Genomic DNA, 15,002 nt, shown 5'->3' with positions numbered 1-15,002 from the left:
TCACAACCCGTTTTGCAGATCGGCCACCTCGGTAAGCCGCACCGCAAGCTGCCCGTCGCTGCCATCGATCTCTGTCAGCTCGCCGCGCGCGATCAGCTTGTCCCCGACATACAGCTCCACCGGGTCCTCCACTTTCCGGTCGAGCGGCAGCACGGCGTCGCGCTTCAGGCGCAGCAAATCGCGCACCAGCGGGCGGGCCTTGCCAACCGAGATGGTGATCTCGATCGGAACCTGCGTGAAGGGATTGGCGGTCGAAGCGTCCGGCGCGGTCTCATTCATCGGGCTTGTCCTTCGCGGTGGCGGTGAAATAGGTCGTGACCGCGCGCGAAATGGCGGCGATGACGGCGTCGAGATCGACGCGGGTCTCGGTATCGGCGAAGCGCAGATAGACCTGACCCTCGTCAAGACTGGGCTCTGCCGCGAAGACGAGTGGCAAGTCTGCACGTGGTGCGAGCGCCTCTTGAATCTGCGGCAGTGCGGACGGATTGCCGACCACCGTAATCGGCGTCGCGCAGAGATCCTCGGCAATCGGCATCAATCGCTCGGCCACGACGGGGCCAAGCGACGCGCGCGCAAGCTCGGGCAACAGCTTGCCGCAGATCTCGATCAGAAGCGGCTCGAGCGCGTCGAGCATGTGCTGGCGCGCTTCGTGATAGGTGAAGCCCAGCGCCTGCAGGTTGCGCCCGAGATCGGCGTGGAGCCGCGCGGTTTCCGCATTCTGCGCGGCAACGGCATCGTCCCACCCGGCCTGATATCCGGTCTCGAAGGCGGCCAGTTTGGCCTCTTCCAACTCGGCCGGCGCGAGCGCGATTTCACCCGCCTCTGCCGAGTTCGGCTCAAAGGATTCCAGTTTCAGCCTTTGCCCCATCATGTTTTCTCCGACGACTCTTCCATCCAGCTACGCAGGATTTCGACGGTTTCCGCCTGCCGCTCCTCAATCATCTTCTTCAATCGGTCGACGGGGTCGGCGGGACGGTCGAGGTCGAAATCCGCCTGTGTCGCCATCGGCAGGTCACCGAGGTCGAAATCGGACACCAGCTGCATGTTCATGTCCGGCATGTCTCCGTCGTCGATTTCACCGGTGAGCGCCGTCGACGCCGTGGTGCCCTCCTCCGAGGCGCTGGGCGCGGGCAGTTCCGCCGCGCCTGCACGCGATTTCTGCAGCAGGATCGGGCGCGCGACGAAGAGACCAAGCACGAGCGCGACGATCGCAAGGACCGCGATCTGGATGATCTGCGTCAGATCGAGCGCCATGCTGTCGATGAAGCCGGGCCCTGCGACGGTTCCCGCGTCTGGCAGCGCCTCGAACTGCATCGACCGCAGGGTGATCACGTCGCCACGCGCCTCGTCGAACCCGACCGCCGAGGCGACGAGTTCGCGCAGATCGGCCAGTTCGGCATCGCTGCGTGGTTCCCAGCTTGGCGTTCCATCCGGGTTGGTCCCGCGCACCCCATCGACGAGCACGGCCACGCTGAGCCGCTTGAGTGCGCCGGGCGCGCGCAGCAATTCGCGGCGCGTCTCCGACACCTCGAAATTGGTGCGCGCGCGGGTCTCGCTCGTACGGCTTTGCGATTTTCCGGTCTCGCCGGTGCCGTTATCGGGCAGATTCGAGGCCACGGTCGTTGCCGGTGGCGTGGTCGAGTCGGAGGTCTTCGAGGTCTCCGACGTATCGGTGGAAATCGCCACGCGCCCCTCCGGATCGAAGCGCCTTTCGGTGATCGCCTCGCGCTCTGTCGCGGTGTCGAGCGCCACTTCGACAACGACGTTTCCGGCCCCCACACGCGCCTCGAGCAGCCGTTCGACATTCTGCTTCAACGCTTGCGCGCGATCTTCCCCGCTGCCGGTCAGCGCGGGATTGTCGTTAAAGGGGATGAGCCCCCGCGCCGAGTCGATCACCGAGACATCTTCGGGCGTCATACCGGTCACCGCCGAGGCCACGAGATAGCGCACCGCCTTTGCCTGCGCGCCGCTCAAGCCCCCGAGCGTCGGCGTGATCGTCACCGAGGCCGTCGGCTCGGGTGTTCCGCGAAACGGCATATTCGTCGGATGCGCGATATGCACCCGTGCCGATCGGATCGACGGCACGGCGGCGATCGTTCGCGCCAATTCCCCCTCTTTCGCGCGCCAATAGGCCGCGTCGAACATCTGCGAGGTCGTGCCGAAACCCGACAGCGAATCGAGCAGTTCATAGCCCGCCCCGCCGCTCGCGGGCAGACCCTGCGAGGCAAGCGTCATCCGCAATTCGTCGCGCTGCGGTGCGGCCACGAAAATCGAATCGCCACGCACCTCGTAGGCCACACCGCGCTGTTCGAGCGCCGAGATCACCTCCCCTGATTCCGCACTGCCAAGCCCCGCGTAAAGCAGCGCAAGCGTCGGCTTCGACGCGATCGACCCGATGGCGAAAACCGTGGCGATCATGGCGATCACCCCAAAAACTGCGGCGAGTTTCCTGCGCATATCCAGGCCGGCCCAAGTGTCGATGAGTTGCTGCAAGACGAACCTCCAAAGAGCGGGCGTTCTGCCCGAGCGTCGCAGGCACCTTCCCTTAATGCGATTAACAATCGGTTAGTCCGACTCGGGTATTCCAAGTCTCGAACCGCAACAGCGAGGCCCCCATGACGGACGCCACTGCCGAGGCCGAAGAGCCACCCAAGAAAAAGTCCAAGCTGATGCTCATGATTGGTCTCGTACTCATGCTTTTGCTGAGCGGCGGGGGCTTCTATGCGGTCTATTCGGGGCTGATTCTCGCGCCTCCGGACACGACGCACGGCGCCACCGGGCCGAAGGCGCACACACCCGAGGCGCTTCCCGATATCGCCTATGTCGCACTCGAACCGCTCGCGATCACGCTGAGCGGGGCATCCGCGCGCCACCTGCGGTTCGCGGCAGAGCTTGAGGTGCCCAGTGCCTATCAACACGACGTGGAGCTTTTGAAGCCGCGCGTGATGGACGTGCTGAACGGGTATTTGCGCGCGGTCGATGTCGGCCTTCTGGAGGATCCGAGCGCGATGATGCGCCTGCGCGCGCAGATGTTGCGGCGGGTGCAACTGGTCACCGGAGACGGGCGCGTGCGCGACCTTCTGGTCATCGAATTCGTGCTGAACTGAGGGAGAGAGCAATGCAATTCCTTGCCGAAATCACATCCGGACTCGCGGCCATGGCGGCGGCGATTTATTGCTTCGTGCTCGCGCGCAGGCTCAAGCGGTTCAATCAGCTGGAGACCGGGATGGGCGGGGCGATCGCCGTGCTGTCCGCACAGGTCGATGACATGACGCGCGCGCTCGAGCGGGCGCAGGCGACCGCGGGCACGTCCGAGCGGCAATTGCGTGCCCTGACGGAACGTGCAGAAGCAGGTGCGGAGAAGCTCGAACTGCTTCTGGCCTCCCTGCACGATCTGCCCGAAGACGGCGAACCGCGCCGCCGTGTGTTGCGCCGGCGGCACCGGGAAACGGATATGGAGGCGGCGCAATGAGCCGTCTGCCCAAGCGCAAACCTGGCCGTCGCAAATCCCGCCCGGGCCGCGGTGCGCTCTGGATCATCGCCGCGCTTTTCGTCTTGTCCGGCGGATTGCAGCTTGCGCAATTCGGAGCCTGGGCGCGCGAGGCGACCGGCCCCACGCACGAGACCGAAGCGGCGAAACCGGAAGACGATTGCATCGACGACGCGGGGTTCATCGCAATGCTTGCAGATCTCAAGGTGCGAGAGGCGAAACTCGTCGAACAGGAGGGGCTGCTCAGCGACCGCCGCAATACGCTCGCTCTCGCGGAAACCCGGTTGGAAGCGCGTCTGAATGATCTCGTCGCGGCGGAAGAGGCGCTGTCCAAGACCGTGGCCGTGGCAGATGGCGCGGCCGAGAAAGATGTCGGAAAGCTCGTCGCCCTTTACGAGAACATGAAGCCGAAACAGGCCGCCCCGCTTTTCGCCGAAATGGACCCGAATTTCGCCGCAGGTTTTCTCGCACGGATGCGCCCCGCTGCTGCAGCCGCGGTTATGGAAAGCCTCGAGCCGAAAACGGCCTACGCGATCAGCGTCCTGATGGCGGGTCGCAACGCAGGCGCGCCCCGCGACTGAGGCAGACGTTAAGGGTCTTGGGCATTTCTTAAACCGAATCATTCAAAGTCGCCCAAGAGAAACGGAAGGGGCTTTCCATGATCGGCATCATCGGCATCGTGATCATCTTCGCGATGGTTTTCGGCGGCTATGTCGCGGCGGGCGGGAAGATGGGGATCATCCTGAAATCCCTGCCCTTCGAGATGATCATGATCGGCGGCGCCGCCGTCGGCGCCTTCGTTCTGTCGAACGACATGGCCTCGATCAAGCACACGCTGAAGGATGTCGGAAAGGTTTTCAAAGGACCGAAATGGAAGCCTGACGACTACCGCGATCTTCTTTGCCTGTTGTTCGAACTGATCCGGCTTGCCCGTCAGAACCCCGTCGCGATCGAAGAGCATATCGAAGACCCGGAGAGTTCTTCGATTTTCGGGAAGTATCCGAAAATCCTGCACGATCACGAGGCGATCGACATCATCTGCGATACGATGCGATCGGCCTCGATGAATTACGACGACCCCATGCAAGTGGAAGAGGTGCTCGATAAGCAGCTCGAGGCGAACTACCACCACGCCATGCATTCGAGCCACGCGATGCAGTCGGTCGCCGATGCGATGCCCGCGCTCGGGATCGTCGCGGCGGTGCTCGGGGTCATCAAGACTATGGGGTCGATCGACCAGCCCCCCGAAATTCTCGGCAAGATGATCGGGGGCGCGCTTGTCGGGACCTTTCTCGGCGTGTTCCTCGCCTACGGGTTCATCGCCCCCTTCGCGAGCCGGATGAAGGGGGTGATCGACGAAGACAGCCACTTCTACAAACTGATCCGCGAGGTGTTGATCGCCAACCTGCACAATCACGCAACCAATATCTGCATCGAGGTCGGTCGCCAGAACACACCCCACCACATTCGCCCAAGCTTCTCCGACCTCGAGGAGGCTTTGAAGTCGGTGAAATCGGAGGCGGCATGAGGTTCTGGATCGCGCTTCTTTTGCTGCTGCCCTTCACTCCGGCTTATGCCACGCCAATTCCGGTCAAATCGGGCGAACATGACGGCTTTTCCCGCCTCGTAGTCTATCTGCCCGCATCAGCCAGTCGGGCTCTTGCACCCGTAGATGGAGGTTTTCGCCTCGCGACCGACGCATCAGATCCGCAATATGCGATTCAGAACGTGTTCGAGTTGATCCCGCGTGAGAGGTTGAAAGCACTTATTGCTGAACCGGATGGCACGCTTCGTCTGAAACTCGCTCCCGAGGTCGTTCCCGAAACCTTTACTCTCGAAAGCGGTGCATTCGTCATCGACCTCAAGGATGCACCCCCAGATCAAGCCGCGCTGGCGTCAGCTGCGGCAGTTCGCGATCGGGCCAAATCTTCGCCGACGAATGCGCCGCGGCCATCCTCCCCGCCCCGGCAAAGAACCGTTCAGCCCGTCGCGATTGGACAGGACTACCTCGACCTCTTCTGGCAGCCGCCGCGCACGCGCGAAACCGCTGCTGCGCCGATGACGATCTCTGACGGCGCGCCCAAACCTCAAATCCCGCCGAGACCGGATCCGCGACTTGATGGCATTGAAGAGAGCCTCTTACGCCAGATTTCGCGGGCGGCATCGCAGGGGCTCGTCTCGGCTCACGTGAAGCCTTCAGAGGCCCAGCCCGAAAAAAGCGGGCAAAAAGCAAAGTCTCCTGCAAGCAAGGCGGCCCCTGAGAGCGATTATGATCCGATGGGTCCCCCCGCGCCGACACTGCCGCCGCATCTCGCCGTCGACTCGATGACCGTGATTGATCGCGATCATCTTGTCACGCCACCCCAGACGCAACTGGAGGTATCCGCATGCCCTCCCGATCGATATTTCGACCTCGCGAGCTGGATCGACGAGCGCCCGGCTTTCGCGCAGATCAGCGATGCACGCCGTGATCTTTTGGGCGAATTCGACGTCCCCAACCCGCGTAAGGTGATGGCTTTGGCAAGGCTATACATCGCCTTCGGCTTTGGGACGGAATCCCGCGCGCTTTTGCGCGACATGGGTAAGGATGGTCCTGGCAAAGATGCTCTGCTCTTTGTCGGATCGGTTCTCGATCAGGACCCTGCCGCCGCCGCATCGCCGCTCGCGCGGCTCACAGATTGCGATGGTGCGGTCGCGCTTTGGGCTTTCCTTGCATCAGACCCGCCGCCCGAAAAACGAGATGTCGCATTCGCCGCGCTCCGCCGAAATTTCGAAGCACTTCCGGTGGATCTGCGACGGTCTCTGGCACCAAACCTTGTGGCTAGGCTCATGCAGATTGGGGCAGCGGATGTGGCGAGGTCTCTCGAACCTGCGGTCAGCCGAATAACCACGGAGGATCGAACTGCGCTTGATACAGTGGAGGCGGAAATCCAAGCGAAAGAAGCGGATCCACAAGCTTTGGGTAACCTTGAGGCGCTTTCGAAGACGAATTCAGAGCAAGGGTTGCGCGCGTTGATCTTGTGGCTCAACGGCCAGATCGATGCAGGCGGAGAGGTCGATCCGGCAGCTCTCGCCAATGCTGAGGCGCTCGCATTCGAACTCGCCAAAGCGCCAGAGGCACCGGAGCTGCGGCGCATCGCTGCGATCGGGCACGCCGCGAATTCCGAATTTCCTAAAGCCTTTGATATCTATGCCGATGCGACCACGATCGCGGACCCAGACGGCACGCTCGCGGCAATATTCACACGGTTGGTTGTTCAAGCCAGCGACGCGGTTTTCCTTCGAACCCTCTACGACGAATTGCCACTTTCCGAGGAAGTCGCGCAGATACCGGACCTGCGACATGAACTGGCTGGACGCGCAATCTCTCTGGGAATGCCGGCAGTCGCCGTGCGCCTCCTCGGCAAGGCCGCGCCACTGACGGAGCAGGACAAAACGCTGCTCGCTCGGGCTGCGCTTCTTGAAATGGACCCTGCAGCTGCCCTCGCCCATCTGAAGGGCCTCGGCGGTCAGCAAGTCGAGCAACTCCGGGCGGAGGCTTTGTCCCGGCTCGGTCGACACAACGACGCGCGCGCCGCCTACCTGCGCGCGGGCAATTCAGACGATGCGCGCGCGCAGTCCTGGCATAAGGGCGACTGGTCAAACCTGGAGACTTCGCCCGATGCGGTGGAGAAGCAGTTTTTGGAAACTTTCGTTGCGCCGCCTCCGCCTGAGGCGGAGGTCCAAGGCGGCCCGATCACTCAGGCGCGCAACCTTTTGGAGCGAAGCCAAGCCGAGCGGGAAACGCTGTCGAAAATGCTCAACCGTCTTGCCTTGCCGACAGCGCAGGAATGACGCGCTGAAACGGCGCAAACGGTTTCTAAATCTTTGGCCGCTAGGTCTGGGTTTGCAAGAATTGCACTGCAAAGGGAAAATCCCATGCCTTGGCTCTGGCGGGCTCTTTATGTCCTCTGTCTAACCCTCGTTCCGCTATCCGCGGCGGGGCAACCCCAGCTATGCGAGGCCGCCGCGAAGCAAGCCTCGCGCGAAAGCGGCGTTCCTTATGCGGTGCTCATGGCGATCTCGCTAAATGAGACCGGACGCAAAGGCGCGGGTGGCTTCGAGCCGTGGCCGTGGACCGTGAATATGGAAGGCGCGGGGCATTGGTTCGACAGCCGGGATTTGGCGCTGGCTTACGTTTTCAAGGAATTCAAGCGCGGCGCGCGAAGCTTCGACGTCGGCTGTTTCCAGATCAATTTCAAATGGCACGGGCAGCATTTCTCATCGATCGAAGACATGTTCGACCCGTTGGAAAACGCCCGATATGCGGCGCAATTTCTGAAATCGCTCTACGCAGAAAGCGGTGACTGGAAGAGGGCGGCGGGCGCCTATCACTCGCGCACGCCCGAGCATGCGAACAGCTATTCGACACGCTTTGCCCGATTTTTCGCGAAACTCGAAGGCAGGAGCGGCCCGAAAGACGTGATGACCACTTCCGCCGCCGCGGCCAGTCCATTGCCTGATATTCCCGACATCGTGCTGGCACAAAGCGCGTCCCAAGAACAACGCCGAGAAAACGGCTACCCGCTTCTGCTCAGGTCGAAAGACGCAGAGCCGCCCCGGCCGGGCGGTGCCCCGGGCGCCTCCCTGTTCGCGCGTGCGGCGCGGAAAGCGCGAGGGATGTGATGGCGGCTCCGCTCGTGCAACGCGCGTTTCAGCCAACGATCCTATTGGCGCTCGCGCTGATGGCGGTCATCGCGATGATGATCCTGCCGGTGCCCTCCTGGATTCTCGACATCGGTCTCGCCACCTCTTTCGCCCTCGCGATCCTGATCTTCACCGTCACCCTCTTCATCGAACGTCCGCTCGATTTCTCCGCCTTTCCTACCATTCTCCTTGCGACGCTCATGCTGCGGCTGTCGCTCAACGTTACCTCGACGAAACTCATCATCGGAAACGGACACACGGGCACGGGTGCGGCGGGCGGCGTTATCGAAGGGTTCGCGAATTTCATCATGAGCGGCTCGGTCCTGATCGGGCTGGTCGTGTTCTGCGTGATCCTGATCGTGAATTTCATCGTGATCACCAAAGGTGCGGGGCGCATGGCCGAGGTCGGCGCGCGCTTCGCGCTCGACGCGATGCCGGGTAAGCAGCTCGCGATTGACAGCGACATGAATGCGGGCGCCATCGACCATGCCGAGGCGCGAGAGCGGCGCGAACGCGAGCAGGCGGAAACCACCTTTTTCGGCTCGCTCGACGGGGCATCCAAATTCGTCAAAGGAGACGCGGTCGCAGGGCTATTAATCACGATGCTCAACCTCGTGGTCGGGCTGCTTATCGGCACCGTCGTGCATGGAATGCCGCTCGATCGCGCGCTTGAGACCTATGCGATCCTCACGGTCGGCGACGGCCTCGTCAGCCAGATACCGGCGGTCATCATCTCGATCGCAGCGGCCATCTTGCTGTCGCGCGGAGGGGCGAAAGGCTCCACCGATCTGGAGTTGTTCCGCCAGCTTGGTAAATATCCGGCCGCCCTGACAACCGTTGCGGTCTTGATGGCGCTTTTCGGTCTCGTGCCGGGCCTCCCCTTCGTGCCTTTCACCGCGGGGGCCGCCATCCTCGGCACGGCAGCCTATATGCTGCGGCGCGCGGAGCGGGCGCGTGCGCGGCGCGAGGCGATGAAAATGCCCGCGCCGGAGACCGGGCCGAAGCAGAAATCCATGGGTGACGTACTCGACATCGACGATATCCATGTCGAATTCGCCCCGGATCTGGTCAAGATGGCGCTCGATCCGGCGACGGGTCTGGACGCGCGCATCTCCAACATGCGCAATCACGTCGCGGCGAATTTCGGATTGATCCTCCCGGAAATTCGCCTGACCGACGACGCAACCTTGCCGCCCGGTCATTACCGCATCCGCGTTCAGGGTGTGGAGCAGGCACGCGATCGGCTGATGCCGGAGCATGTTCTTGCGCTGATCGCGGACAATCGCGATTTTCTGCCCGACGGCGAGGAGGTCCGCGAACCGGTGTTCCACGCGCCCGCGCTTTGGGTGCCCGCCCATCAGCAGGAAGACGCGGCGCTCGCCGGCTCGACGGTGGTCGGGCCGACGGAGGTGCTCGCGACGCATCTTCTCGAAGTGATCAAGGCGAACTTCTCGCGGCTGATGACGTTGCGGGCGCTGCGGCGGCTGCTCGACGAAGTCGCGAACCTCTCCGATCCGACACGCGCGCAGGCCAATCGACGCGTTCTCGACGAGCTCATCCCCGACAAGGTGCCGGTCGATCTGCTGCTTTCGGTGTTAAGGCTACTGCTCGATGAACGAGTCTCGATCCGCAACCTTCTGCTGATCGTCGAGGCGATCTCGGAGGCGCGTCACCTGCAAAGCCCCGAGCAGATCTGCGAACATGTGCGGCAGCGCCTCGGCTTCCAGCTCGTTGCCGATCTGCGTCGCGAGGACGGCACGATTCCCCTAATCCAACTGGCGCCCGATTGGGAGGAACGCTTCGGAAAATACACGATCGGGGGTGAGGCGGGCAGTGATGTCGCCTTGCCACCTGACCTGTTCAACAAGCTGGCGGCGAATATCGCCGAGAAACTCGCCGGGGCGGCCCAAGCAGGGACGTTCCCGGCACTGGTCTCTTCAGGGCGCAGGCGGCGGTTTTTGCGTACGGTCATCAATGCGAAAGGGCTGAACGCGCCGGTCCTGAGCTACGAAGAAATCGGCCTGGAGGCGCGGCCCGCGATGGTCGGACAGGTCCCCGCATGAGCCCGTCGCTTCTCGATCTGCTCAGCGAGATCCTGCAACAAGCACGAAGCTTTTTGTTCATAGGTTTCATTGTCTTGCTGCGGGTGGGCGGGATTGTCGCCATGGCCCCGGGCTTTGGCGAGACGAGCCTGCCGGCGCGGATCAAGACGGGGGTCGCCCTCGCGATAACCCTGGTGACGATTCCGGCCCTCGCACCGACGCTCGCCAGTTTCGACCAAGGGACGGTTCTGCCGCTCTGGCTGGCCTCGGAAATCGCGATCGGCCTCTTTCTTGGCTTCGGATTGCGCACCTTTGTCTTCGCTCTGCAAATCGCAGGCACAATGGCGGCGCAGTCGAGTTCGCTCTCCCAGCTGCTCGGCGGAATGGGCGGGGAACCGCAACCCGCGATCGGAAATGTCCTGCTGATCGCCGGGATCGCGGTGCTGATGAGCCTCGGGTTTCACGTCCAGCTCATCGAGTTTCTGATCGGCACCTATCAGGTGTTACCGGTGGGCGAATGGCCCAATCCGGGTGCGCTGCGGCGCTGGGGCGTATCGGGTGTCGCGCATGCGTTTTCGCTCGCCTTCAAGCTCGCCGCCCCCTTCGCGGTCACCGGGCTGATTTACAACGTCGCACTTGGCGCGATTAACCGTGCCATGCCGCAGCTCATGGTCGCGTTCGTCGGCGCCCCGGCACTCACGGCAGGCGGGCTGATCCTGCTTGCCCTCTGCGCGCCCACTACCGTCGCGATCTGGCGCGAGGCGGTCATGGCCTTCCTCGGCAACCCGTTCGGAGCCGTGCAATGAGCGAAGACGACACCGGCGAAAAGGAATTCGATCCAACCCCGCATAAGCTGGACGCGGCACGGCGCAAGGGCGATCTGGTGCGCTCGACCGAGATTTCCGTGGCCGCCGTCTATGGCAGCTTTCTCGCGACGCTGCTCGGCCTGGGTATCTACAGCGTGACGCGGTTCGGCAGTGGCGCGATGGCGATGCTGGATCGCGCCGATGAGATGGCCGCGCAGTTTCTCGGTGGTGGGACGGCCCTGGGCGGGCGGATTATCGGCACGCTGCTCCTGCCGCTCGCGCCGTTTTTCGTGGTGCCGATGATCGCCGCGCTCGTCGCCTACTGGGCACAACGCGCGATCGTGGTGGCGCCCGACAAGATCCAGCCAAAGCTCAGCCGGATCAATCCGCTGAAGAATGCTGCGCAGAAATTCGGACGAAGTGGGCTGTTCGAATTCGCCAAGAGCGCGACGAAACTCGCGGTGATCGCGACGATTCTTTTCATTTACCTCAAGGCGCGCGCCGATCTGATTTTGCTCACGCAGCGTCTCGAACCGGTGCAGATCGTGGGGCTGCTGTTTCGGATGATCGCCGAGTTTCTGATGATCGTCACTGCCCTCGCCGCCACGATGGGCGCGATCGACTATCTTTGGCAGCGGTCCGAATTCCTGCGCCGAAACCGGATGACGCGCAAGGAATTGACCGACGAAATGAAGCAATCCGAAGGCGATCCTCATCTGAAGGCACAGCGACGTCAGAAGGGGATGGAGCTTGCGATGCGGCAATCGGTTCCCGACACCGCCAAGGCCGATGTGGTGATCGTCAACCCGACCCATTACGCGGTCGCGCTGAAATGGGATCGCGCCTCGGGGAGGGCGCCGGTCTGCCTGTCGAAAGGAGTTGATGCGATCGCTGCGCGGATCCGCGAGATCGCGGCGGAGAACGCGGTGCCCGTGCATTCGGACCCGCCGACCGCGCGGGCGCTGTTCGCGGCGATCGAGATCGGCGAGGAAATCCGGCCGGAGCACTACAAACCCGTGGCGGCCGCGATCCGCTTTGCGGAGAAGATGCGCAGGGCGGTCCGCGGAGGTGCGGCATGGCGCAAATGAGCAAATTGCAGGTAAAGCGGCTGGCGGCGCTCGCCCGATTGACCCGTATGCAGCGGGAGGCGGAGCTTGCAGCGCTCGCGCGGCTGAACGCCCGGGCGCGCGCGCTCGATGCGCGAATTGCCAGCCTTCAGGCAGAGGAGCGGTCAACCCGGGAGACGCTCGCGCAGGAACCAGCCTCGGGGCAAAACACCCTCGCCTATCTGCGCTACCTGTCGCTGGAAGACACGCGGCTACGTGCCGCGCGGAAGGAGCTCGACCCCGCGCTTGCTGCGCAGCATGGCGCAACCGCGCGCGCGGTGGGCCGCCATGACGTTGTCACGAAACTCGGTCACCCGAAACGAGGCGAACCGCGCTGAGGCGCGGGTATCTCTCGTCTGTCGCAGATATCGCGGATCGGACCTAGCTGTCCTGACGCACGATATCGGAGACCAAGACCGCAAGGACACCGGGACCTAGAATGCTACGCGCGGTCTCGGTCAGGGCCCGGCGCAGGCGCGACATGTTCGCGGAATCCGTGAACAGGCCCTGAAATCCCCCCGTATTCGCGTGATCGAACAGTACCTGCAGGAACGCATCGCGCAGTTTCGGCTCGGCACGGTAGACGGCCTCGGTCTCACCGACCTTCACCTCGAGGCTGAGCGACAGGATCACCATGCCGGAGATTCGCGACTCGGTTACCAGCGGCACGATGAACTGGTTGTTGAGCTTGACGAATTCGGAGGTGACATCACCCTCGGCCCCATGGTCGGCAGCGGCCGGGACCCCATGAGCCTCCGTTGCGGCGCCGTGATCTCCTGCTGCCGCCTCCGCAGCGGCCGGGTCTGTGGGATGTTCTGCGGGCGGTGGGGCGGGGCGCAGAAAATATCCGGCCGCGCCGCCGCCGGCGAGGCCGATCAGACCGAGAAGAAGCGGGAGGAGTTTACCAAGCATTACGGAACCTCAGAAGGGCAGGAGAATATCGGCGATCTGTTGGCCATAGCGCGGCTGCTGGACATCGGTGATCTGCCCGCGCCCGCCATAGGAAATCCGCGCGCCAGCGATCTTGTCATAGGTGATCTCGTTCTGGCGGCTCACATCGGCGGGGCGGACGAAACCGGTGACGATCAGCTCGCGCACCTCGAAATTCACCCGCACCTCCTGGCTGCCCTGAATGCGCAACACGCCATTCGGGAGCGTCTCGATGATCGTGGCGGCCACGCGCAGGGTCAGTTTCTCGTTGCGCGATACCTGCCCGTCGCCGGAATAGGTCGAATTCGAATTGGTCGAGACGGCGTCGGCCATGCTCGCCCCGGCGGGCAGGCGCTTGTCGATCCGCTGCGGAATGCCGAGCATCGAGGTCACTCCCATCGTGTCGGACCCGCTGCGCGAGCGACCCGTCGAATTCGAGATTTCGGCCTTATCGTTAATCTCAATCACGACGGTGAGGATATCGCCCCGCTTGGCGGCGCGTGGGTCGCCCAACAGGGAATTGCGCGCACCGGACCAAAGAGAGGCTTCTTGTTCGGGGCTGCGCGCCTCCGTCGTGACGGGCAGTGGTGAGGAGGCCATGGCGTAGAACTCGTTCCCGCCTTCCATCGGCGTGAATCCGGGCGCCTTACCGACCTGCTCGAGCCGCCCGCAGGCGATGAGCGTGATCGACAAAAGCAACAGGGCAGGAGATTTCATCGCGAATTCCTCATGGGGCAACATGGGCAGTTCCGTCAGCGCCAAGCGTCGCGGAGACCACGGTTTTCGAAGCGGCGTTCATCACGCGGATCGTCTCTCCGATGCCAGCGCGATCGAGCGCGCGGCCTTCGGTTCGGATCTCCAACGAGCCGCGGCGGAACAGGAGCGGGATGATCTGATTGCGCTCGACAATGGCGGGCTGCCCCAGATCGCGGGCTCGGATCGGGCGACCGGCATAGATCACCCCGCGCGTCTCGAGGCCGATCGCCTCCTCCGGCCCGGTCAACGCCCCGACCACCTCGCCCGGTTGCAGCCCGACATCTGCGGGGGCGACGATTGTCCGGGCGCGCATAGTGTGCAGCGCGACGAGCGTGTCCGCCAAGACCTTGCCCGGCAGAAGACCGGATACCGCAATCAGGATCGCCCACCTCAGCATCACCGCACCTGCGTCGTCGCGCCAAGCATCTGATCGGCGGCGGAAATGACCTTCGCGTTCAACTCGTAGCCGCGCTGCGCCTTGATCAGCTCTGTGATCTCGCGCACCGGATCGACCGAGCTTTCCTCCAGATACCCCTGCCGCAGCGTGCCCAACTCATCCGCGCCGGGCGTATTCACATTGGGCGGCCCCGAGGCCCCGGTTTCGAGAAACAGGTTCGAGCCAATCGCCTCCAGCCCCTTTTGGTTTGAGAAATTCGCCAAGGTGAACTGGCCGAGAAGCTGCGGCGCGACCTGATTGCTGAAATAGGCATAAACCTCGCCTTGCGCGTTGATCGCCACGGCGCGCGCGTCGTTCGGAATGGTGATCTCGGGCACGACCGGGTAGCCGTCAGAGGTCACGATCTGGCCAGTCCCATTGCGCTTGAGCCCACCGTCGCGCGTGTAAGCGGAGATGCCCGAGGGCAGCGTCACCTCGAGATAGCCATTGCCGTCGATCGCGAGGTCCAGATCGCCGCCCGTCGCGCTGAGAGAGCCTTGCGCGATGTTGACCGTCACGGCAGTCGGGCGCACCCCGAGGCCAAGCTGCACCCCGGCGGGGATGGTCGTGCCATCGGTCGCGTTGATCGTGCCGGGGCGGGTCATCTGCTGGTAATGCAGATCGGCGAACTCGGCGCGGCGCGCGTTGTAGCCAGTGGTCGACATGTTCGCGAGGTTGTTGGAAATCACCTCGACGCGCATCTGCTGCGCGCTCATGCCGGTGGCTGCGATCTGAAGCGCTCTCATGTCC

The 15,002-nt window shown here is 63.3% G+C and carries 17 protein-coding genes; 10 read left to right on the top strand and 7 right to left on the bottom strand.

Annotation, left to right across the window (positions count from 1 at the left end; translation table 11 throughout):
* From BMI91_RS16830 to fliF, 3 genes are read right to left on the bottom strand one after another with little or no spacing between them, the layout of a single operon-like run.
* Positions 1-279 (bottom strand): FliM/FliN family flagellar motor switch protein, encoded by a 279-nt coding sequence (locus tag BMI91_RS16830; RefSeq protein WP_078522277.1) that lies wholly within the window; start codon positions 277-279, stop codon positions 1-3.
* Entirely contained in the window at positions 272-871 is a 600-nt protein-coding gene (locus tag BMI91_RS16825) for a FliH/SctL family protein (protein WP_093477235.1), read from the bottom strand. The genes BMI91_RS16830 and BMI91_RS16825 overlap by 8 nt, the downstream gene beginning before the upstream one ends.
* Entirely contained in the window at positions 868-2,493 is a 1,626-nt protein-coding gene (fliF, locus tag BMI91_RS16820) for a flagellar basal-body MS-ring/collar protein FliF (RefSeq protein WP_078605974.1), read from the bottom strand. The genes BMI91_RS16825 and fliF overlap by 4 nt, the downstream gene beginning before the upstream one ends.
* A 122-nt stretch (positions 2,494-2,615) precedes the next feature.
* Here fliF and BMI91_RS16815 point away from each other — a divergent pair, with 122 nt between their 5' ends.
* From BMI91_RS16815 to BMI91_RS16770, 10 genes are all read left to right on the top strand, one after another.
* Positions 2,616-3,107, top strand: coding sequence for a flagellar basal body-associated FliL family protein (locus tag BMI91_RS16815; RefSeq protein WP_078605973.1), 492 nt, complete (start codon positions 2,616-2,618; stop codon positions 3,105-3,107).
* Positions 3,108-3,118: 11 nt separating this feature from the next.
* Positions 3,119-3,472, top strand: a complete 354-nt coding sequence (locus tag BMI91_RS16810) for a hypothetical protein (RefSeq protein WP_078522273.1) — start codon at positions 3,119-3,121, stop codon at positions 3,470-3,472.
* A complete protein-coding gene (locus BMI91_RS16805; RefSeq protein WP_078605972.1) occupies positions 3,469-4,071 on the top strand; it encodes a MotE family protein in 603 nt (200 codons plus the stop codon). The genes BMI91_RS16810 and BMI91_RS16805 overlap by 4 nt, the downstream gene beginning before the upstream one ends.
* A gap of 77 nt (positions 4,072-4,148) precedes the next feature.
* Positions 4,149-5,018 (top strand): flagellar motor stator protein MotA, encoded by an 870-nt coding sequence (motA, locus tag BMI91_RS16800; RefSeq protein ID WP_078522271.1) that lies wholly within the window; start codon positions 4,149-4,151, stop codon positions 5,016-5,018.
* Positions 5,015-7,324 carry a hypothetical protein gene (locus BMI91_RS16795; protein ID WP_078605971.1) on the top strand — a complete coding sequence of 770 codons (2,310 nt, stop codon included), beginning with the start codon at positions 5,015-5,017 and terminating at the stop codon, positions 7,322-7,324. The genes motA and BMI91_RS16795 overlap by 4 nt, the downstream gene beginning before the upstream one ends.
* A gap of 84 nt (positions 7,325-7,408) precedes the next feature.
* Positions 7,409-8,155, top strand: coding sequence for a transglycosylase SLT domain-containing protein (locus tag BMI91_RS16790; RefSeq protein ID WP_078605970.1), 747 nt, complete (start codon positions 7,409-7,411; stop codon positions 8,153-8,155).
* A complete protein-coding gene (gene flhA / locus BMI91_RS16785; protein WP_078605969.1) occupies positions 8,155-10,239 on the top strand; it encodes a flagellar biosynthesis protein FlhA in 2,085 nt (694 codons plus the stop codon). Before BMI91_RS16790 ends, flhA begins: the two co-directional genes overlap by 1 nt.
* The gene (locus BMI91_RS16780; RefSeq protein WP_078605968.1) at positions 10,236-11,024 is read left to right on the top strand and encodes a flagellar biosynthetic protein FliR; all 789 of its coding nucleotides are present in this window, start codon (positions 10,236-10,238) and stop codon (positions 11,022-11,024) included. Before flhA ends, BMI91_RS16780 begins: the two co-directional genes overlap by 4 nt.
* Positions 11,021-12,112, top strand: a complete 1,092-nt coding sequence (locus tag BMI91_RS16775; RefSeq protein WP_078605967.1) for an EscU/YscU/HrcU family type III secretion system export apparatus switch protein — start codon at positions 11,021-11,023, stop codon at positions 12,110-12,112. Before BMI91_RS16780 ends, BMI91_RS16775 begins: the two co-directional genes overlap by 4 nt.
* Positions 12,100-12,468 (top strand): hypothetical protein, encoded by a 369-nt coding sequence (locus tag BMI91_RS16770; protein ID WP_078605966.1) that lies wholly within the window; start codon positions 12,100-12,102, stop codon positions 12,466-12,468. Before BMI91_RS16775 ends, BMI91_RS16770 begins: the two co-directional genes overlap by 13 nt.
* A gap of 43 nt (positions 12,469-12,511) precedes the next feature.
* On the opposite strand, the gene BMI91_RS16765 is transcribed toward BMI91_RS16770, so the two are convergent.
* From BMI91_RS16765 to flgG, 4 genes are read right to left on the bottom strand one after another with little or no spacing between them, the layout of a single operon-like run.
* Positions 12,512-13,042, bottom strand: coding sequence for a flagellar basal body-associated FliL family protein (locus tag BMI91_RS16765; protein WP_078605965.1), 531 nt, complete (start codon positions 13,040-13,042; stop codon positions 12,512-12,514).
* A 9-nt stretch (positions 13,043-13,051) separates the two neighbouring features.
* Positions 13,052-13,777 (bottom strand): flagellar basal body L-ring protein FlgH, encoded by a 726-nt coding sequence (flgH, locus tag BMI91_RS16760; RefSeq protein ID WP_078606080.1) that lies wholly within the window; start codon positions 13,775-13,777, stop codon positions 13,052-13,054.
* Between the two features lie 10 nt (positions 13,778-13,787).
* Positions 13,788-14,213 (bottom strand): flagellar basal body P-ring formation chaperone FlgA, encoded by a 426-nt coding sequence (flgA, locus tag BMI91_RS16755; RefSeq protein WP_078550909.1) that lies wholly within the window; start codon positions 14,211-14,213, stop codon positions 13,788-13,790.
* Positions 14,213-14,998 (bottom strand): flagellar basal-body rod protein FlgG, encoded by a 786-nt coding sequence (flgG, locus tag BMI91_RS16750; protein ID WP_078550910.1) that lies wholly within the window; start codon positions 14,996-14,998, stop codon positions 14,213-14,215. The genes flgA and flgG overlap by 1 nt, the downstream gene beginning before the upstream one ends.
* Positions 14,999-15,002: the final 4 nt, after the last annotated feature.

The sequence above is a fragment of the Thioclava sediminum genome (genome assembly GCF_002020355.1).
In the GTDB taxonomy this organism is placed as follows: domain Bacteria; phylum Pseudomonadota; class Alphaproteobacteria; order Rhodobacterales; family Rhodobacteraceae; genus Thioclava; species Thioclava sediminum.
Note: the sequence above shows the minus strand (reverse complement) of the source record. Positions and strands in the feature narration are given on the sequence as shown.